Here is a 19,413-nt window from a genome sequence, read left to right as displayed (position 1 = left end):
ATTGGGATTGTCGCCGTCACTTTGACATGGAAACGTGCACGCGTCAGCATGCGTCATCGGGCGCCGGAAAGCCCCCAACACTAACCCTCAACCATGAACCCCTCCCGCCGCCGCAATCCCCACCGACCTGCAGATTTGTTGATCATCGTTTGGGTAGAGTAGATTGAATATCCGTTGCACGCGCCCGTAGCTCAACGGATAGAGCATCTGACTACGGATCAGAAGGTTGGGGGTTCGAATCCCTCCGGGCGCACCAACTCAAAGGCCCTGGTGAAAACCGGGGCCTTTCGCTATGCCAGACCCGAGCCAAACCTCAACCCACCCCCCAGCCGCCGGATCTTAGCCGCCGCGCTGGAGTTCGTAGGCGAGTGTCTGCAGAGCTCGTCGTAGCGCGTCGTCCTCGAGCGCGCCGAAGCCGATCACCACACCATTTTCGCTGCTTGCGGCGCCGCCCCAGTAGTCGTCGAGCGCGGTTACTCCCAGGCTTCGCGCCGCGCAGCCGGTCACGACCTCACCCGCCGGCCTGGAGCAGAGGATCACCGCGTGCAGTCCGCCGCGGATCGGCCGCAACTCAGCATCGTGTAGACCGCCGAGCTCCTGGTAGACGATGTCGCGGCGCCGGGCGTAGGTGCGCCGCAGTTTTTGGGTGCGTCGCCGAAGGGCGCCGGTGGCCATGTAGTGGGTGAGGGCTCGTTGGGTGATGGCGCCGGCGGGTTGGCTCAGTAGGGTGCGGATGCGCAGCGTGGCGTCGAAAAGCGAAGGGGGCACGAGGATGTAGCCGCAGGCGATTGTGGGGCTTACCAGGGTAGAGAAGGTGCCCAGGAGTGCGGTGCGGGCGGGCGCTAGGGCGGTGAGTGCAGGCAGTGGTTGGCCTTCGTAGCGAAGCTCGGAGTCGAAGTCGTCCTCGATGATCCAGGCGTTGTTGAGTTCGGCCCAGCGCGCGATGGCGGTGCGGCGTTGGGCGGGCAGGGAGCCGCCGTGGGGGTACTGGTGGCTTGGGGTGCAGATCAGTGCGTCCATCGGTTGGAGGGCGTCTTCGCGCACGCCGTGGGCATCGGTTCCTACTTCCACGAGTTGGTGGCCCAGAAGTTCGGGTACGCGCCGCAGGCTTGGGTAGCCGGGTGATTCCACTCCCACCCGCAGCCTCGTCCCCATCGCGTGGAGCAGCACCATGAGTCCTTCGCGTGCGCCGGAGGTGACGATGATGTGTTCGGGGTGTGCGATCACGCCGCGCATGTGCCGAAGGTGGTGCGCGATTTCGCGTCGCAGCGCCATCGACCCGGCCACGGGCAGTGCCTCGGTGTTGTTCGCGGCTTCGCGCCACGCTGCTCTCCAGGTGGGGTCTATGAGGGTGCTGACGTCGGGGATGCCGGGCGTGAGCGTCGATAAGCTTTTCGACGCCTCCCGTCCCCGAACCTCCTGCGTGGCCGCGGGGAGGGGCTGCAATCCTGGGTGGATGCGGGTGCCTGAGCCGCGTTCGGAGTGGAGGTAGCCTTCGGCGCTGAGTTGCTCGTAGGCGGCGACGACCGTGCCGCGCGATACCCCCAATTGGGTGCAGAGGGCGCGGGTGGATGGGATTGGGTCGCCTGGCGAAAGTTGGCCGGCGGTGATGAGTTCGCGGATCTGGGCTGTGAGCTGCACGGGGAGGGGTCGGGTGTCGTGTTCGTCGAGGTGCAGGGTGAGTTCTGCGGCGGCTTCGGATCGCACAATTCCTCCAAGTGGTCTAACGCAACACGCTGAATATGGCTCTTACATTGAACCACTTTGCGTGTTGGAATGACTCTCATGGCTGAACAACAACACGGAACCACCCGCGTCAAGCGCGGACTCGCAGACATGCTGAAAAACGGCGTCATCATGGACGTCGTGACCCCTGAGCAGGCGCGCATCGCCGAAGACGCCGGAGCAGCGGCCGTGATGGCGCTCGAGCGCGTACCCGCCGACATCCGCGCCCAAGGCGGCGTGGCTCGCATGAGCGACCCCGACCTCATCGAAGGCATTGTCGACGCCGTCTCCATCCCAGTGATGGCCAAAGCCCGCATCGGCCACTTCGTCGAAGCCCAAGTGCTCGAGGCCCTGAATGTGGACTTCATCGACGAATCCGAGGTGCTCAGCCCCGCCGACTACACCCACCACATCAACAAGTGGGACTTCGACGTGCCCTTCGTCTGTGGCGCCACCAACCTGGGCGAAGCACTGCGCCGCATCACCGAGGGTGCCGCTATGATCCGCTCCAAAGGCGAAGCTGGCACCGGCGACGTCTCCGAGGCCGTGAGGCACCTGCGCACCATCAAGGGCGAAATCGCCCGACTCCAGCGCCTCGACCGCGACGAACTCTACGTAGCGGCCAAAGAGCTCCAGGCACCATATGACTTGGTAGCCGAGGTCGCAGAGACCGGCAAGCTGCCCGTGGTCCTGTTCGTCGCTGGTGGCGTTGCTACTCCCGCCGACGCCGCGCTCGTGCGCCAAATGGGTGCCGAGGGTGTGTTCGTGGGCTCGGGTATCTTCAAGTCCGACAATCCAGCGAAGCGCGCGGAGGCCATCGTCAAGGCCGCCACTGCCTACGATGATCCCAAGCTCATCGCCGAAGTCTCCCGCAACCTGGGCGAGGCCATGGTCGGCATCAACGTCGCCGACGTGCCCGCCCCGCACCGTTTGGCGGAGCGCGGATGGTAATCGGCATCCTCGCACTTCAGGGCGGCATTGAGGAACACCGCGCTGTCCTGGAGCGCCTCGGCTGCCAGGTGCGCCTGGTGCGATTCCCCACCGACCTCGAAGGCCTCGACGGCATCGTCATCCCCGGCGGCGAATCCACCGTCATGGACAAACTCGCCCGCGCCTTTGGCCTGGCCGAGCCCCTGCGCGACGCCCTGAAATCGGGTCTGCCTGCCTTTGGCACCTGCGCCGGCCTGATCTACCTCGCCGAAGTGGAAAACCCGGCCCCCGCCCAGCAAACGCTTGCGGTGTTGCCCGTGCGTGTTCGTCGAAACGCTTTTGGCACCCAAAAAGACTCCTTTGAGCAGCTTATCGACGGCCAACCCGCCACATTCATCCGCGCCCCCGAAGTCGTAGCCGCAGGCGACGCCGAGGTGATCGCGAGGCTGGCGGATGGGCGAATCGTGGGCGTGCGGCACGGGCGCAACGTGGCCTACTCCTTCCACCCCGAAGAAAACGGACGCACTGACCTGCACGAACAATGGCTTCGGAACCTCAGGGGCGAAAAACACGTCTAATTGTCATGTGGGGGTCGAACACATTGCAGAACTCAGGGAACAAGGCATCGGCCGACGAGCACTGAACGCGATGCTCGGCAGCGGGGCGCTCGTGCGAATCTTCCGCGGGCACTACAGCCGTGGGCGGCCAACGCCCGACATGCTGCTGCAATGGCTGCGCGAGCATAAACCATTTGCGCGCATCACGGGCGTGACCGCCCAGGAACACCATGAAGGGCGACCCCTGAGCTTGCCGCTGCATGTGGAGGTACCGCGCGGGCGAGGGTTGATCAATAACGAATACTTCCGCATGCGGCACTGCCGGAACCTACGTAAGAAACCCAGCGAAGGCGTGTTCGCGAATGCCGTTGAAACTGCGAGACAACTCGACTTCACCCCTGAAGATCGCCGACACTTCATTGCCCGCGCCTATCCCGGCAAAGGAGGTCTTCAGCGCTGCCTGAACGACTCAGCTAACACGCCCCGGCTCGGCCGGGAACTCAAACGTGACCTGAGGTTTTCCCCCATCGGCTGCGACTCCAACACTGAGCGGCGCTTCTTCGCCGCTCTCGCCAACTTGGGCGTGGAACTGCGCCACAACAAACCCATCGGCCCCTACCGCTTCGACGCCGTGTGCGAGAAGGCCAAGCTGATCATTGAAATCGACGGCTACGACTACCACAGCGGCGAAGAGGTATTTAAGGCTGATCGCTGGAAAGGCAATGCCGCGCAGCTGCACGGTTATCGCGTCCTGCGCTACTCAGCATCCTGCATCGACACCGAATTCGATACCTGCGTCGAGCAAGTCATGCGCGCCCTGCAGCCACGTCTGCCTGCAACCGCTTTAACCCACGTTGAAACGACCGGCGTGTGGAAATGGCACTCGCAACTGCGTTACGGGCAGCGTTGGCGCTAAGTTTTTGCTTGAACTAAGTGCCAGTCATGCTTTAGGTGTGTGAACTGGGTTTTTGTCGTGGATTTGCTGCGGATTCTGGGAATGCGAGCGAAGAGCAAGGACAACAGGAGGGCGTGAGATGCCTCGGATGGGGAATTGAGCGGGTTGTCTTGGGTTGGGGGATTGGGTTTCTTAGGAAGTGGGCCGTTTCCCATGTCAGTTGGACTGAGGTTGGGCAGGTTGGTGTTGGAATGGCATGGGAACGTGCACGTTTGGGGGTTTGGGGTGGCTTGTTTGTGCAGTTTCCCGTGGCAGTTGGGTGCTGTTGGTTAGTACGAGTGGCAGATCGTCATGGGAACGTGCACGTGGGGGTTTGGTGGGCCGTTTCCCATGTCAGTTGGGCCGAGATTGGGCAGGTTGGTGTCGGAATGGCATGGGAACGTGCACAGCGCCACCCTGGGTCTACCCGATGTTCAGGACTTCCACGCGGGCGCCAATGTTTTCTGCCTGTTTGAGCTGGTTGACCCAGCCGGGGGCGCCCGGATGGAGTCGGAACACCGGCCGGGATGAGATGCTCAGTGGGCTCACCGAGTCTGCTGAGGATTGTCCGGAGCGGGCCTCGTAGCGGATGCGGGAGCGGTAGCCGGCGTCGATGAGTTCCTCGAGGTTGGGGTTGGCTTCTGCGAGGTGGGCGCGGGCGTCGGCAAGCAAGACCATGGCTTCGTCGAGGGCGTTGAGCAGGGCTTCGGAGTTGGTTTCGCACATGGCGCGCACCAAGGAGGGGGCGGAGCCGGCGACGCGGGTGCCGTCGCGGAAGGAGCCGGCAGCCAGCGACAAGGAGAGGGCGCCGCCGTTGTCGCCGACGATTGCCAGGGCTTCGGCGAGGATGTGGGGCAGGTGGGAGATGCGGGCGACGGCGCGGTCGTGGACTTTGACGCGCGCGGGGATGACTTCGGCGCCAACTGTCTGAGCCATGAGGGCGACGTCGGTCCAGAGTTGGATCCAGGTTTTTGGTGCGCGCTGTTCGATGGCGTAATCGAAGGTCAGCACCCAGGGTGCGCCGCGGAAGAGGGTGGCGTCGGAGGCTTCCCAGCCGCTGTTGGCGGTGCCGGCCATGGGATGTCCGCCCACGTAGCGTTCTTGCATGTCGCGTTCTTTGACTTCGGTGAGCACGCTGCCTTTGACGCTGACGACGTCGGTGAAGCCGCAGCTTGGGGCGTGCGCGCTGATGGCGTCGAGTAGCCCGGCGATGGCGGTCATGGGGGTGGCCAGCACGATCAGTGCGCCTTCGCGTTCAGCGCGGGTGAGTGTTTCTTCGAGGTCGGAGCTCACATCGAAGCCGTCTTTGGCGGCGGCGCGGGCGCCGGAGGGGGAGCGGTTGAAGCCGAAGGCGGGCACGTTGGCGTCGACAAGCGCTCTGAGCAGTGACCCCCCGATGAGGCCGAGTCCGAGTACGCAGATGGGGCGGGAGATGCGGAATGTCGTCACCTGACAAGTGTGGCATATTCCGACTACGGTATGGCGTATGAAGCAGGATTTTGCGGTGACGGTGGTGCGCGGCGAGGGTAAGTGGCAGGTGCGCGAGTTTCGTGATCGTTTTGAGCAGCTTGGCACCTCGATTCAGGCGGTGCGCAGTTTGCGTTCGGAGTCTGCTGCTTTTGCCATGTTGTGTGTGGAGGACGATTATTTTGTGCTCGTTCGGCCCACTCCGCAGGGTGTGCGTTTGCTGATTTCTGATGCTTCGGCGGCGAGCGAGGACGATTTTGCTTTGGAGGTTCTGGAAACCTTGGGTGTGGAACCTGAGGAGGGAGATGAGCCTTGGGCGGAGGGTGACTTCGATATTCTTGCCGATTTGGGGGTGAGTGAGCAGGTCATGGCTGTGATTTGTGATGAGACTGATTGGTGGGCTTCGGAGCAGTTGCAGCGCTTGGCTGAGGAGCTGGGTTGTGAAGAGGAGCTTGCCGCCGCCGTTGATGCTTAGCTTTTCGACGCCCCTGCGCCCCCAATCCCACGCCCTCATGGGCCTGGCCCTAGACCATGCCGTCAACACCCCGCCGGGTGACGTGCCTGTGGGGGCGATCGTCCTTGATGAACGCGGGGAGGTGATTGGCCGCGGTGTGAATCGCCGTGAGGCGGATGCGGATCCGCTGGCTCACGCGGAGATGCTGGCGATCCGCCAGGCGTTGGGTAAGACGGGCGATGGTTGGCGTTTTTCCCGTTGCACTCTGGTGGTGACGTTGGAGCCGTGTGCGATGTGCGCGGGTGCGATCATGGGGGCGCGTATGGGCAGGTTGGTGTTTGGTGCGTTCGAGCCGAAGACGGGGGCGTGTGGTTCGGCGTTGGATGTGGTGCGTGATCCGCTGGCGCTGCACACGATGGAGGTGATCGGCGGCGTGCGTGAGCGGGAGTGTGCGGCGCTGATGGAGGAGTTTTTCCGCGGTTTGCGCGGCTAATTTGAGGTTTGGCGCGGCCAACTTATAAGCTGTTGCGCGGTAGCGTGTCCGAGCGGCCGAAGGTGCTCGCCTCGAAAGCGAGTGTTGGGTAACTCCCAACCGCGGGTTCAAATCCCGCCGCTACCGCCATCTGCTTTCGCCCCCTTCATCGCGAAGGGGGCGTTCGCGTGTCCGGGGGTAGGGTGTACGACATGTCAACTAGGTTCATCGAAGTTCTTGGCGCGCGCGAAAATAATCTGTGCGATGTCTCGTTGCGAATTCCTAAGCAAAAGCTCACGGTGTTTACGGGTGTGTCGGGCTCGGGTAAGTCCTCGCTGGTGTTCGACACGGTTGCGCAGGAATCGCAGCGCATGATTAACGAGACCTACCCCGCCTTCCTTCAAGGCTTCATGGACAATTTGAGTCGCCCGGATGTGGATGAGTTGCGCGGTTTGACGGCGGCGATTGCGGTGGATCAGGCGCGTTTGGGGGCGAATCCTCGCTCGACTGTAGGCACGGTGACTGATGTGTTGGCGCTGCTCAGGGTGCTGTTCGCCCGCGCTGGCACTCCTGCCCCGGCGAGTGCGCAGGCGCTGAGTTTTAACACCCCGAGCGTGCAGGCCAGCGGCGAGATTGCGGTGAAGGGCAAGCGTCAGACTCGCGAATTTCAGGTCACCGGCGGCATGTGCCCCACCTGCGAGGGTTTGGGCACGGTGTCGGACTTGGACTTGGATGAGCTTTTCGACGCCAACGCCTCCATCCACGACGGTGCCATCAAGGCGCCGGGGTATAACGCTGGCGGGTGGAATGTGCGCCTTTTCGCTGGCACCGAGTTTTTCCCTGGCGACGTGCCCATCAAGGATTTCAGCGAGGAGCAGCGCCGCGCCTTTTTGTATGCCGAGCCCACCAAGGTGAAGGTGGAGGGCATCAACATGACCTTCGAGGGCTTGGTGCCGCGCATCAAGAAGTCGGTGTTGTCGAAAGATCGTGAGGGCATGCAGAAGCATGTGCGCGAGTTCGTGGACCGCGTGGTGACGTTCCAGCCGTGCCCCGACTGCGACGGCACGAGGCTTTCGCCGCAGGCGCGCGAGATCAAGATCGAGGGCGTGGACTTGGGTGAGGTGTGCCGCATGCCAATCGTGGAGGCGGCGGCGTGGGTGGATGCGTTGCGGTTGCGGGGGTTTGAGGCGTTGGTCGCGTCGATAAGCAAGCAACTGAACAATATGGTCGAGATCGGCCTTGGGTATGTGGCGCTGGAGCGTTCGGCGGGCAGTTTGTCTGGTGGTGAGGCGCAGCGCGTGAAGATGGTCAAGCACCTCGGCTCGGCGCTCACGGATGTGACGTATGTGTTTGATGAGCCCTCGACGGGCCTGCACCCGCACGACATTCACAACCTCAACCGGCTGCTGCAGCGCCTGCGCGACAAGGGCAACACCGTGCTCGTGGTGGAGCATAAGCCGCAGGTGATCGAGGTGGCAGACCACGTGATCGACCTGGGCCCCGGCGCGGGCGGACAAGGCGGCCAGGTGGTGTTTGAGGGCAGCGTGGCGGATCTGCAGCAGTCAGAGTCCGCCACGGGGCAGTATCTGCAGCGCCCGGCTGTGCTGAAAAAAGAGGTTTGCAAGGCACAAGGGGAGCTGCGCGTTGAGGACATGCGCAAGAATAATCTGCGCGGCATCTCGGTGGGTATTCCCACCGGCGTGCTCACCACGATCACGGGCGTGGCGGGTTCGGGCAAGTCTTCGATGGTGCAATGCTTCCTCAAGGCGCACCCCGACATCGCCTACATCGATCAACAGGGCATCCGCGGTTCCAGGCGCTCCAACCCCGCCACCTACACGGGTGTGTTGGACGCAATCAGGAAACTCTTTGCCAAGGAGCACGGCGTCAAGCCCGGCCTCTTCTCACCCAATAGTGAGGGCGCCTGCCCCGAATGCAAGGGTGCGGGCGTGACCTACATTGAGCTGCCCATGACCCCGCCCGTCGAGCAGCCCTGCGCCGTCTGCGAGGGCCGCCGTTTCCAGCCCGAGGTGCTCGAACTCACCTACAACGGCAGCAACATCGCCGATGTGCTCGACATGTCCGCAGCCGACGCCCGCGAGTTCTTCACTCAGGCCAGCATCAAGAAGGTGCTCACTTCGCTTGTCGACGTCGGCCTGCCCTACATCACCCTCGGCCAACCCCTCAACACGCTTTCCGGCGGCGAACTGCAACGGCTGAAGCTCGCCTCCCAAATGGTGGCGAAAAAGAGCGAAGCCGCCGAGGTGCTTATCCTCGACGAACCAAGCACCGGCCTGCACCTCAAAGACGTCGACCAACTCCTAGCGCTGCTGGACCAACTCGTGGATCAAGGCAAGACGGTGGTGTGCGTCGAACACAGTGTAGCGGTGATGGCGCACTCCGATTGGATCATCGACCTCGGGCCGGGAGCAGGTAGCGAAGGCGGCCGGGTGGTTGTTGAGGGGACGCCGGCGAGGGTCGTCGAAAAGCAAAAAGGCGTGACTGCGAAGTACCTAGCAGCAGGGATCGCCACGTAAAGCCTCCAGGCCCTCGCGGACAGCGAACGCGGCGATGAACAGTGCAGCCACCGAATCCGCCCAACCCCAACCCAACCAAGCGTTGAAAACCAGGCCGGCGAGGGCCGCGAAGGAAAGGAGTGCGCAAATCATGCGCTGCTTCGAATCCGCCACCACGGAAGCCGAACCGAGCTGCTCTCCTGTGCGACGCTGCCACAACGCCAAACCCGGCATAATCAGCGCGCTCAACGCCGTAATGATCAAACCCGGGGTGGAAGGCTCAGCCTCACGGGAGAAGAGAGCCTCAAAGGTGACGTAGGCGGCCAGCAAGAAAAACGACCACGCGATCAGCTTGAGCGCCACCTCCTCGCGCTGCTCCGGGTCAGGGGCGCGGAACTGCCACGCCACCACCGCGGCCGAAAGCACCTCCACCACTGAGTCGAGGCCAAAGCCCACCAAGGCAGCAGAATCAGCCTCCCGGCCAGCCCACAGAGACACCACAGCCTCCACAACATTCCACGCAATCGCGATGGCGACGATAAGACGAACCCGGCGGTGAAGAGTGCTCATAGTGCCACATCATAGGGCTGGGATAAGCTAAACCCCGATTTCCCCCACACCAAGGAGCAAGCGCGTGGCAAAGCTGTTGTACCGAATCGGCGCATGGTCGTTCAAGGCCAAATGGCTGGTGATCGCGGCGTGGTTCGTGATCCTCGGGGCCATCGGCGGCGCGGCGGTGACCTGGGGCGGAGCGTTTGTAGACAACTTCGCCATCAAGAACACGCCCTCCCAAGAGGCCACCGAAATCTACATGGAGCAATTCCCCGACGCCCGCAACCCCCTGCGCGGCACCGGCGTGAACGTGGTGTTCAAAGCGCCCGAAGGTCAAAAGCTCACCGAGCCGCAGAACGTAGAGGCCATGGACAAAGTGGTGAACTACATCCGCGACAACCTCAAAGAAATCACCGGCACCGAACGCTTCGGCAACCCCGCTGTGCTCAGCCCCCAGATTGAGCAGGGCGTCTACAACCAGCTCACCGAAAATGGGGTGCCCGAGCTCAGCGCCAAAGCCGACGCGCACAACCTGCGCCTGCTCAGCGATGACGAAACCATCGGCTACACCACCTTCTCCATCGACGAACCCATGCCCGGCGAAGTCACCCAAGCCGAGCGCGACGTGGTGAGCCAGGCGCTCGACATTGGTCGGGCTGAGGGGCTGCAGGTGGAGGCCGGTGGGCCGGGCTTCGGTGACCCCATCGAGATTTCATCTACCTCAGAAATCATCGGTATCTCCGTTGCGGCGGTGATCCTGGTGTTCACCTTCGGCTCCTTGCTCGCCGCAGGTATGCCACTGATCACGGCGGTGGTGGGCGTGGGAATCGGCTCCCTCGCCATCACCTTGGCCACAGGTTTCGTGGACCTGAATAACACCACTCCGGCACTGGCCGTCATGATTGGCCTGGCCGTGGGTATCGACTACGCCCTGTTCATCATGTTCCGCTACCGGCGCGAACGCCTGCGCATGTCCAATCAGGAAGCCGCGGGCATGGCTGTGGGCACGGCTGGTTCGGCCGTCACATTCGCGGGCCTCACCGTGATCATTGCGTTGGTGGCGCTGGCCGTCGCCCGAATCACCTTCCTCAGCTACATGGGTTTCGCCGCCGCTTTCACGGTGCTGGTGGCGGTGCTGGTGTCCTTGACGCTGGTGCCCGCGCTGCTGGGCGTTCTTGGCGACCGCGGCTTCAAATCCCGCCGCAGCCGTCGCCAGCATGTACGCACCGCCCCCAATAAGACGATGGGCAGGCGTTGGGTGCAGCTCGTTCACCGCGTCCCCGCGCTCGTGATCGTCTTGTGCATCGTGGGCCTCGGCGCCCTGAGCTACCCCGCCACGCGCCTGCACCTCTCACTGCCCTCCGACACCACATCCAACGTGGACACAACCCAACGAAAGTCCGCTGACCTGCTAGGCGAGGGTTTCGGCGACGGCATCAACGCCCAAATGCTCGTGGCCGTCGATGCGCACCAAGTGCTTGACGACGCCCCCGTTCTCCAACCCCTCATCCGTGCCCAAGAGGCGCAAGCGGCACAGAAGGCGGCGATAGCGGCGCCGCCCGCGCCTGAAGGTGAGCCTGGGGCTGAGCCCGCGCCGCCTGCTGAGGAGGCGCCTCTAGCTCCCCCGGTTGAGGGGGAACCGGCTCCAGCCGGGGAGGTTCCTCCGGCTGAGCCTGCCCCGGCTGAGCCTCCCGTGGAACTGACAGCGCAAGAAGCCCCATTAGACGTACACAAGGCCGCAGCCAATGCCGCTTTCCAGTACATCGTGCAGAACTATTCCAACACGCCTGATGTGAAGCACGTTCAGATCATCGGACTTTCCGAAGACGGCCTGGGTGCCCAAATGCTCATCACCCCGGAGAGCAACCCAGAGGACGAATCCACCAACCAGTTGATCTCAACGCTGCGCACTAAAGAACAAGCGGTTGAAGACGCCACCGGCGTTCGCGCAGGCATCACCGGGCTCGTGCCGATCCAGCAGGACATCACCAATAGGCTCGCCGGTGTGATGCCACTGTATTTGAGCATCGTGGTTGGCCTTGCGATTTTGCTGCTCATGGTCATTTTCCGAAGCTTCTGGGTACCGATTGTCGCTGGTGTGGGCTTCCTGCTTTCCATCGGTGCCGCTTTCGGCGTGACCGTGCTGTTCTGGCAGGAAGGTCTGTGGGATTTGGTGAACACTCCCGGGCCAATCATCGCCTTCATGCCCATCTTCCTCATCGGCGTGTGCTTCGGCCTCGCCATGGATTACCAGGTGTTCCTAGTGTCAGCGATGCGAGAACACTACGTCGCCAATCCCGAAGGCAGCCAAACCGAACTTGGCGATCCCCGCAACAACCCCATTGAAGAATCGATCGTCGAAGGATTCACCTCGACCGCCCGAGTGGTGACAGCAGCAGCGCTCATCATGATCTCTGTGTTCGTTGCCTTCATTGGACAACCATTGCCCTTTATTAAGATCTTCGGCTTCGCACTCGGAGCTGGAGTTCTTTTCGACGCCTTCTTCATCCGCATGGCCTTCGTCCCAGCCGCAATGTTCCTCATGGGCCGACGAACCTGGCACATGCCACGATGGCTAGACAAAATTCTGCCCCGCATCGACGTTGAAGGAACCGCCCTTGAGCGCGAGTTCGAAGCAAAACAGGAAGACCGCAGGGCCGCTGAAAGAGAAGCCGAGAAGATGGACGCGTAGGCGGGCGCGTACGCGCCCGCGCAAAGAAGATTGAGGGAGAGGCAAAGGGACTTTGCCTCTCCTTTTTCTTTTTCACCAGTCTTGGTGGGCGCGGTTAGGGAGTTGGGCAGTTTCCCGTGGCAGTTGGTCGCTAGCGGCGGGGGTTAGTGCTGGATTGTCATGGGAAAGCGCTCGGGTTGGGGTGAGTGGTGCTGTTTCCCGTGTCAGTTGATGGCCAGCGGCGGGGGTCAGCGTCAGATTGTCATGGGAAAGTGCTCGCGCAGGGGTTCGAGGCGGGGGAGCGGGCGGGGAGGCGCTAAGGTTGCGGGCATGGAGAATCGCCAAGTTGGACAAAGCCCGGCCCTCGACCAGGATCTTTCCTTTGATCTGCGCACCGAGTTGCCCGAGGCCCAGGCAGAGCAGCCCGGCAAGCATGGGCGCACCGGCGTAATTCACACGCCGCACGGGGACATCCAAACTCCCGCGTTCATTCCCGTCGCAACGAAGGCCACGGTGAAGACGCTCACACCCGAGCAGATCAGGCAAACGGGCGCCCAGGCGATCCTGTCCAATGCCTACCACCTGTACCTCCAGCCGGGGCAGGATGTGGTGGATGAGGCGGGTGGCGTCGCAAAGTTTGAAAACTGGCATGGACCCACCTACACGGATTCGGGTGGATTCCAGGTGATGAGCCTTGGCGTGGGTTTTAAGAAGGTGCTGGCGATGGATACTAAGGGCTGGGATGAGAAGGACATTCGCGCCCGCCATAAGGATCGCTACGCGCATGTGGATGAGGATGGCGTGGATTTTCGCAGCGTGATTGATGGTTCGCGGCATCGTTTCACCCCTGAGGTGAGTATGCAGATTCAGCACGGGCTGGGCGCCGACATCATGTTTGCTTTCGATGAGCTCACCACGCTGGTGGATACGCGCGCGTATCAGGAGTCTTCGGTGGCGCGCACGCATCGTTGGGCGCGGCGTTGTTTGATTGAGCATGATCGTCTCACTAGGGAGCGTTCGCATCGGCCACGGCAGTCCTTGTGGGGTGTGGTGCAGGGCGCGCAGTATGAGGATTTGCGTCGGCAGGCTACGCGCGGGCTGCTCGATTTACACCAGGAGGCTCTGGATGAGGGGCGTCGCGGTTTTGGTGGTTTCGGCGTCGGTGGCGCTTTGGAGAAGGAGAACCTGGGCACGATTGTGGGCTGGGTGTGTGATGAGTTGCCTCGCGAGATGCCTCGTCACTTGTTGGGGATTTCGGAGCCGGACGATCTTTTCACGGCGATTGAGGCGGGTGCGGATACCTTCGATTGCGTGGCGCCGACCCGTTTGGCGCGTCGCGGCGGCGTGTACACCCTGGATGGCCGCCTGAATCTCAAGAACGCTCGTTTTAAGCGCGATTTTTCTGGCGTTGATGAGGAGTTCGGCGGCTACGTTTCGGAGAATTATTCGCGCGCCTACCTGCACCATCTGCTGAAGGCGAAGGAATTTCTGGCGGGCACGCTTTGCACGATGCACAACGTCGAGTTCATGGTTCGCCTGGTGGACAATATCCGCGCCAGCATCGATAACGGCACCTACGCCGAGTTCAAGGCCGAGTTCTTGGGCCGCTACTACACCTAAGCTTTTCGACGTTCTCCGCCCCCATCCACAGCGCCTCCGTCACCGCCGCCGCGCTGATGGGGGCGCGTTGCTGTTCGAGCTGCCCCCAATACACTTCGCGGGCGCCATGAAATGCGTTGAGCATGAGCGCGGGGCGACCCCACAGCCACCCGGGTTCGAAGCCGGGTGTATCCCGCACGTTAAATCCCGCATCGCGCAGCACCTGGAGCGCGCCGGGCAGCGTGGTGGATGGAAGGGCGCGGGTGTGGTTGGAGTACCAGGCGGTGCTGCCCTCGAACGCGATCAATGAGGAGTAGGTGCTTTCGATGGCGCGGCCGTGGGCGTCAATCAGGAGCGATTCGGAGCGGCCGGGGCCGAGTGTGGACTCCAGCCAGGGGATGTCGGGGCCCTTGGTGGTGGGTGCACAACGTTGATCATGTGCGGCATGATTAATGTGGCCGACCACCTCGCGGGGCCGTGCGGGACGCATCTGGATGTCCCAGCGTTGGCCGTCCCAGGCGATTTTGGGGTGCCACGCGCCGGGGGTGTGCAGCGGGGTGATGTCGAGAAGCTCGAGGGGGCCGTAGGCAGCGAGGCGCTGGCGGTGGCGGGTGAGGGCGGGGGCGTGGGCGTCGATAAGCAAAAAGGAGGTGAACATTTAGAGCATCTTGTGCAGGGCTGAAAGTTTGGTCAGGACTTCGTCGTATTCCTCGTCGGGGTCGGAGAGACGGGTGATGGCGCCGCCTGCGCCGTAGGTGAGGGTGTTGCCGCGGAGGACGGCAGTGCGGATGAGCATGGAGAAGGTGGCGTCGTTGCCCTGGATGATGCCCATGGCGCCCGAGTACCAGCCACGAGGCTGGCCCTCAATTTCGCGGAGAATGTCCATGGTGCGTTGCTTGGGTGCGCCCGTCATGGAGCCGCCGGGGAAGGCGAGGCGGAGGGCTTCAAGTGGTGGGACGCGGAGGCGGCCGGTGATTTCGGAGATCATTTGGTGCCACTGCGGGAAGCTGACCACCTCGCACAGGCGCGTGACTTCCACCGAGAGGGGGTCGCAGGAGCGGGTGAGGTCATTGCGCAGAACGTCGGTGACCATCATGTTTTCGGCGCGGTCCTTGACGCTGCTTTCGAGGTCGCTGCGCAGGGCGGCGTCGGCTTCCGGGTCGGCGGCGCGGGGGCGGGTGCCTTTCATGGGCAGGGTGGTGGCTACGCCGTCTTTGCAGCGCAGGAAGAGTTCGGGGCTCGCGGAGATGAGGGTGACTTCTGGGGTGATGAGCAGACCGTTCATCGCGCCGCCGCGTGCGCGCAGGTAGAGCTCCAGGGGGTCGGGGTTGTGGAGGGTGACTTTGGCGGAGGTGGTGAGGCAGAGTTCGTAGGAGTCGCCGCGGTGGATGGCGGCTTGGCATTGGGCGATGAGTTCGCGGTATTCCTCGCGACTGTGGCGCAGTTGTATCTGGGAGTGGGCGGTGGGTTTGCCGGGGATCTTTGGCAGGGTGCCGGGGAATTGCACCATTTTTTCTGGGGTGAAGCAGACGGCTTGTTCTTCCTGCCACTGCCCCGCATCGGTGCCGTTGGTGGCTTCGTAGGTGCAGGCGCCGATGACGGTTTCGCCCTCGGTGCGTGAGCTGCCGCAGGCGATGGTGGTGTGCCCTTCAAATTCGAGCCAGGCGAAGTACGGCTGTTTGGCCCATTCGCGCAGGTTGAGCGCCAGGAGCAGGACGTTGCGCATGAGCGTGATGCCTTCTGGGGTTCCTACTGATTCGGGGTGAAATTGCAGGCCCCATTGCGGCTTTTCGACGTGCCTCAGTGCCATAATTCCACCGTCTTCCGCGGTGGCGAGCGCCTTTAAGCAGGAGGGGAGATCGCTGACGTCGAGGGAGTGATAGCGCATGACTTCCAGGGGAGAGCGTAGGCCGGTGAACATGTCTCCACCGTCGTGCTGCACTTGGCTGCTCATGCCGTGCTTGGGATGCTCGGCTGGTTGGACGATGGCGCCGTAGTGGTGGGCGATGAGTTGATGGCCAAGGCAAATGCCCACGACCGGTGTGGTGCTTTGCAGAGCTTTCAAAGCGAGGGGGCCAGCATCGCGTGGGTGGCCGGGGCCTGGGCCGATGACGTAGACGTCCGCGGGCGGGAGAGCTGAGGTGAGCTGCGCTGAAAGTATGCGGGGGTTGACGCCGATGGCGCGTTCGCAGGCAGAGGCGAGGATCTGTGTGTAGGAGTCGCCGTTGTCGATGATCACGATGGAGAGTCCTCGCTGGACCAAGGACTTCGCCGACTGAACAAGAGACATGCGGATACATGCTAGTTCTCAAGACGGTAGGCGGAGTGCGATTGGCGGGTGAAGTTTCGTCACCTCGACGGAAGGCGGTCAAAGCAACCATTGTGCAGACTTTTGTCTACCCCTGTAAAGGGGTGTGTGACAGGCGACATGAATTAACCGTTTCTTATGGTTTGCAAAACTTGCAAGCGATCTGCCTGTGAAGGTATGGAAATATCAACAAAGGACATTTGTGGCAAAAACTATAAATGTAGGTTAGAGCACCCTTCTTGGTAACGCATTCGTTCAAGACGTCAGATAGAATATTTGATAGATCAGAAAAACTGGAGTTGGGACACCCATGTCCCGCGCTCGACGTAGAAGGCAGTTCGTTGCAAGTAACCACTGAACCCGCAAGCAAAAAGCTGGGCACCATCAAGACGGTGCTCGCTTTCCTTGCCGCGCTGGCCATCGCTATCTCCACTATCGCCTGGATTGAACCCACTCCCGCGCACGCGCAGGAAACGGAAACGGCAAGCGAAACCGAAGATGCTGGCACCAGCGATGGTGAATCCGCGACGAACGACGCAGCCCAGCAAGCTGTGACCGAGGATGCGAGCGCGGCTTCAGAAGAAGCAGCCGCGCCTGCGGAAGATCAAACGACCGCTGAGCAGACGAACAATGAGGCACCTGCGGAGCAAACGGCTACTGAAGAAGCGCCTGCGGAAAGTGCTGAGGCTGAGGAAGCTACTGGAATCGACGTGAAGGGTGACCCATTCCGCCCAACTTTAACAGTGTCACGCCGTTCATCCCGCGCAGCAACTGCTGGTGCAGACCCAAGGTATCAGTGTGGTCTAGATTTTGCTTTGCTTATTGATACTTCTTTGTCCACGAGTGATTCTGCCGCGAAGCAGCGCATTAAAGATGCCGCCAATCAAATGATCAAGAACCTTGCCAATTCTGGTTCCTCGTTCACTATCATCCCTTTCGCTAAGGACGCTACGGTAGCGCTACCTCGCACGTCGCTGGATGCTGCCGGAGTGCAACAGGCATTGAATGCCGTAGCGAACCTGGATCAGTATTGGAAAGAGGGCGGTTCTAACTATGCCGCTGCTATCGATCTTGCCCAATCACAAGGCACAAACGTTTCGATTCTTGTTGGCGACGGTCGGCCGATCATGGCCAATAGGACAAACGGAAACCTAGCGACGAAGACATTTAATGAGGATCTCACAAACACGTATTCAGCCGCCCGGAACTATCAAAATTCTGGCGGGTCGATCTTTTCGGTGTGGGCGCAAACCGACTCGACAGTTCAGATGTTTGTACCAGAGACTAATAGCCGATGGAGTGATTATTTCCTCGAGGAGGATTACCTGCCCCCAGCAGCTTTTCGTTCCACAAATCGGGCGGAGATGCTGAGGAAGCAGGGTACAAGTTGGTACAGCCTTTCCAGCTCTGATGTCCTCGTCGGCGTGGAAGGATCCCGGAAGGTTCAGCACCTGAATTCGTTGCAAGATTTGGCGCAGAAGCGTTATTACCGGCCCCGGGAAGTTCTTCAGAACATCAGCGTTTCGGTGAGCGACGCAAACCGTGATCTTTCAGATCTCACGAGCGAAATCGACGCCCTCACCTCGGGCTGCTGGGGCACGGTGAACCTGCAAAAGGAAATCGTGGACAGCACCGGCAAGGTGCAGTCCGGTCAGCCTCTTTCTGGCTTCGAGTTCGTTGCTGATAAGGCGCTGAACGGTTCGAATGTTCAGAGTAACTTCACTGTGGCCACCGATGATCAGGGCAAAGCAACCTTGCACTACCCAACCACTGCCGGTGTAGGTGCCATGAAGGTCACCGAAACGCAGCGCGACGGTTTCAAACTCTACGAGCAGACCGTGAATGGCAACAAGACGTTGGCGAAGTGCACCGCTGTAGATAAAAACGGTAGCAACGTGCCTATCTTCTACGGCTCCGGCTCCGGCATCGTTGTCACCAGTGACAAAACAAACAATGCCTTCAGCCTCTCCGGCGTAGGTGAGCAGCACCGCGTGACCTGTACTGTGCAGAACTCCAAGGGTGAACCCAAGTTCGCGCTGAAGAAGACGCCGTTCGGCAATGGCGAAGCTCGCGTGATCACTGGCGAGCCCAACCAAACCATCAACGTTGAGTACCTCATCGAGGTCGGCAACACTGGCACCTCCGGTGGTCAGCCTCCGATCATTCGCGAAATGCCGCAGGCACCTGCGGGCACAAGCGTCACCAACGTCGTTGCTTTCCCCGAGGGCTCTAACCCCTTGGTCGCGCAGCAGATCACCCTCACTCAAGGCGATGGCGGTGCCTGGACGCTATATCAGCAAAATCTCACCGCAGTAGATGCAGGCCAGAAGCGCACCGCACGCGTCGTGGTCACTTACACCGTCAATGATCCCAACGCTGTGAATGAGGATGATTTGACTTGCGAGCCAGGCAATACCTCCAAGGGCTTGTTCAACCACGCTGAGTTTGATCAGGCAAATGACGATACGCAGAAGTCCGACGCTTGCGTCAGCGCTACGGTTCCCGGTGTTGAGCTGAAGAAGCGCATCAACGATGCGGACGCCAACACCAAGGACGGAGCAACCGCGATCATGGGCGGCACTGACCAAGTTCAGATCACCTACGAAGTGAAGAACTCTGGCTCCACTCCGCTGACTGAGCTCCGCTTGGATGACTTCAACTTGGACCAGGACTCCGGTGCCAAGCAGGGGCCAATCAACATGGCGGGTCTCGTCTGCGAAGGCGCATCCCTCCGCGATGAGGGCACCACGAAGATCATTACCCCGACCAATCCGCTTGCCAAGGACGCGACCCTGATCTGCCGTTGGACTGCCTCCGCCCCGATCGTGCCCGCTGAAGGCGAGTACCACGGCGACCGCGGCATCGTCCTCGCCTCCTACAACGTTCCGGCTGAGCAAGGTGGCCAAGCCAAGCCCGTCAGCTCCGAGAACGACGCCTGGGTGTTCAAGCTTCCAATTGCTGTTGGCGTCCTTCCGAAGTCAGGCGGATACGGCCACAACCTTTACCTCATGCTCGGCGGGTTCGTCGCAGCAGCAGGCGCGTTCTGGGCTTATCGACGCTACGCCTAACACTCCAAACACAACTCAACAGCAACTGTCCACAACCAACGAAGGAGCAGCAATGATCCAGGATCGTCCCCGGTGCAATAGCGAGTAAGTGAAAGCGCACCGACGTGCTCGCGGGCGCGAACTTACTCACAATCGCATCACCCGTGGCAACTCCTCGTGG

The 19,413-nt window shown here is 61.6% G+C and carries 14 protein-coding genes and 2 tRNA genes; 11 read left to right on the top strand and 5 right to left on the bottom strand.

What is annotated here, in order from left to right:
• The first annotated feature begins 180 nt into the window (after nt 1–180).
• Nucleotides 181–256 (top strand) — tRNA-Arg (locus CGERO_RS10245).
• A gap of 83 nt (nt 257–339) precedes the next feature.
• Here the strand turns inward: CGERO_RS10245 and pdxR are convergent.
• The gene (gene pdxR, locus CGERO_RS10240; protein WP_123935640.1) at nt 340–1,707 is read right to left on the bottom strand and encodes a MocR-like pyridoxine biosynthesis transcription factor PdxR; all 1,368 of its coding nucleotides are present in this window, start codon (nt 1,705–1,707) and stop codon (nt 340–342) included.
• A 78-nt stretch (nt 1,708–1,785) separates the two neighbouring features.
• Here pdxR and pdxS point away from each other — a divergent pair, with 78 nt between their 5' ends.
• Genes pdxS through CGERO_RS10225 form a run of 3 tightly spaced genes read left to right on the top strand, consistent with a single transcriptional unit; the run spans nt 1,786 to nt 4,128 of the window.
• Complete coding sequence (gene pdxS, locus CGERO_RS10235) at nt 1,786–2,676, top strand: pyridoxal 5'-phosphate synthase lyase subunit PdxS (RefSeq protein WP_206423901.1); 891 nt, start codon at nt 1,786–1,788, stop codon at nt 2,674–2,676.
• Nucleotides 2,670–3,233, top strand: a complete 564-nt coding sequence (gene pdxT, locus CGERO_RS10230; RefSeq protein WP_123935636.1) for a pyridoxal 5'-phosphate synthase glutaminase subunit PdxT — start codon at nt 2,670–2,672, stop codon at nt 3,231–3,233. The genes pdxS and pdxT overlap by 7 nt, the downstream gene beginning before the upstream one ends.
• Before the next feature lie 7 nt (nt 3,234–3,240).
• Entirely contained in the window at nt 3,241–4,128 is an 888-nt protein-coding gene (locus tag CGERO_RS10225) for a type IV toxin-antitoxin system AbiEi family antitoxin domain-containing protein (protein WP_123935634.1), read from the top strand.
• Between the two features lie 441 nt (nt 4,129–4,569).
• On the opposite strand, the gene CGERO_RS10220 is transcribed toward CGERO_RS10225, so the two are convergent.
• Nucleotides 4,570–5,595 (bottom strand): prephenate dehydrogenase, encoded by a 1,026-nt coding sequence (locus tag CGERO_RS10220; RefSeq protein ID WP_123935632.1) that lies wholly within the window; start codon nt 5,593–5,595, stop codon nt 4,570–4,572.
• A gap of 37 nt (nt 5,596–5,632) precedes the next feature.
• On the opposite strand from CGERO_RS10220, the gene CGERO_RS10215 reads away from it, so the two are divergent.
• The 4 genes from CGERO_RS10215 (at nt 5,633) to CGERO_RS10200 (ending at nt 9,076) form a co-directional block, all read left to right on the top strand.
• Nucleotides 5,633–6,088: a tRNA adenosine deaminase-associated protein gene (locus CGERO_RS10215; RefSeq protein ID WP_123935630.1), complete on the top strand. Its 456-nt coding sequence runs from the start codon at nt 5,633–5,635 to the stop codon at nt 6,086–6,088.
• Entirely contained in the window at nt 6,081–6,560 is a 480-nt protein-coding gene (locus CGERO_RS10210; RefSeq protein WP_123936145.1) for a nucleoside deaminase, read from the top strand. The genes CGERO_RS10215 and CGERO_RS10210 overlap by 8 nt, the downstream gene beginning before the upstream one ends.
• Before the next feature lie 38 nt (nt 6,561–6,598).
• Nucleotides 6,599–6,689, top strand: a tRNA-Ser gene (locus CGERO_RS10205).
• Between the two features lie 62 nt (nt 6,690–6,751).
• Nucleotides 6,752–9,076 carry an ATP-binding cassette domain-containing protein gene (locus tag CGERO_RS10200; RefSeq protein WP_123935628.1) on the top strand — a complete coding sequence of 775 codons (2,325 nt, stop codon included), beginning with the start codon at nt 6,752–6,754 and terminating at the stop codon, nt 9,074–9,076.
• Here CGERO_RS10200 and CGERO_RS10195 read toward each other — a convergent pair.
• Complete coding sequence (locus tag CGERO_RS10195; protein ID WP_123935626.1) at nt 9,053–9,625, bottom strand: cation diffusion facilitator family transporter; 573 nt, start codon at nt 9,623–9,625, stop codon at nt 9,053–9,055. The genes CGERO_RS10200 and CGERO_RS10195 overlap by 24 nt on opposite strands.
• 64 nt (nt 9,626–9,689) lie before the next feature.
• On the opposite strand from CGERO_RS10195, the gene CGERO_RS10190 reads away from it, so the two are divergent.
• Both CGERO_RS10190 and tgt read left to right on the top strand, forming a co-directional pair.
• Nucleotides 9,690–12,299, top strand: coding sequence for an MMPL family transporter (locus CGERO_RS10190; protein ID WP_123935624.1), 2,610 nt, complete (start codon nt 9,690–9,692; stop codon nt 12,297–12,299).
• Between the two features lie 309 nt (nt 12,300–12,608).
• A complete protein-coding gene (gene tgt / locus CGERO_RS10185; RefSeq protein WP_123935622.1) occupies nt 12,609–13,898 on the top strand; it encodes a tRNA guanosine(34) transglycosylase Tgt in 1,290 nt (429 codons plus the stop codon).
• On the opposite strand, the gene CGERO_RS10180 is transcribed toward tgt, so the two are convergent.
• Both CGERO_RS10180 and CGERO_RS10175 read right to left on the bottom strand, forming a co-directional pair.
• On the bottom strand, nt 13,864–14,535 hold the full coding sequence (locus tag CGERO_RS10180; RefSeq protein ID WP_123935620.1) for a hypothetical protein: 672 nt from the start codon (nt 14,533–14,535) through the stop codon (nt 13,864–13,866). The genes tgt and CGERO_RS10180 overlap by 35 nt on opposite strands.
• Nucleotides 14,536–16,167, bottom strand: coding sequence for a chorismate-binding protein (locus CGERO_RS10175; protein WP_123935618.1), 1,632 nt, complete (start codon nt 16,165–16,167; stop codon nt 14,536–14,538).
• A 359-nt stretch (nt 16,168–16,526) separates the two neighbouring features.
• Between CGERO_RS10175 and CGERO_RS10170 the strand changes: the two genes are divergently transcribed.
• Nucleotides 16,527–19,253: a vWA domain-containing protein gene (locus CGERO_RS10170; RefSeq protein WP_164470306.1), complete on the top strand. Its 2,727-nt coding sequence runs from the start codon at nt 16,527–16,529 to the stop codon at nt 19,251–19,253.
• Nucleotides 19,254–19,413 lie beyond the last annotated feature (160 nt).

Source organism: Corynebacterium gerontici, assembly GCF_003813985.1.
GTDB lineage: Bacteria > Actinomycetota > Actinomycetes > Mycobacteriales > Mycobacteriaceae > Corynebacterium > Corynebacterium gerontici.
This window is presented reverse-complemented; position numbering and strand designations above follow the sequence as displayed.

Excerpts from the sequence above, each read along its gene's own strand:
- CGERO_RS10180 (WP_123935620.1), bottom strand. The coding sequence starts at position 14,535 with ATGTTCACCTCCTTTTTGCTTATCGACGCCCACGCCCCCGCCCTCACC.
- tgt (WP_123935622.1), top strand. The coding sequence starts at position 12,609 with ATGGAGAATCGCCAAGTTGGACAAAGCCCGGCCCTCGACCAGGATCTT.
- pdxS (WP_206423901.1), top strand. The coding sequence starts at position 1,786 with ATGGCTGAACAACAACACGGAACCACCCGCGTCAAGCGCGGACTCGCA.
- CGERO_RS10215 (WP_123935630.1), top strand. The coding sequence starts at position 5,633 with ATGAAGCAGGATTTTGCGGTGACGGTGGTGCGCGGCGAGGGTAAGTGG.
- pdxT (WP_123935636.1), top strand. The coding sequence starts at position 2,670 with ATGGTAATCGGCATCCTCGCACTTCAGGGCGGCATTGAGGAACACCGC.
- CGERO_RS10195 (WP_123935626.1), bottom strand. The coding sequence starts at position 9,625 with ATGAGCACTCTTCACCGCCGGGTTCGTCTTATCGTCGCCATCGCGATT.
- CGERO_RS10200 (WP_123935628.1), top strand. The coding sequence starts at position 6,752 with ATGTCAACTAGGTTCATCGAAGTTCTTGGCGCGCGCGAAAATAATCTG.
- CGERO_RS10175 (WP_123935618.1), bottom strand. The coding sequence starts at position 16,167 with ATGTCTCTTGTTCAGTCGGCGAAGTCCTTGGTCCAGCGAGGACTCTCC.
- CGERO_RS10210 (WP_123936145.1), top strand. The coding sequence starts at position 6,081 with ATGCTTAGCTTTTCGACGCCCCTGCGCCCCCAATCCCACGCCCTCATG.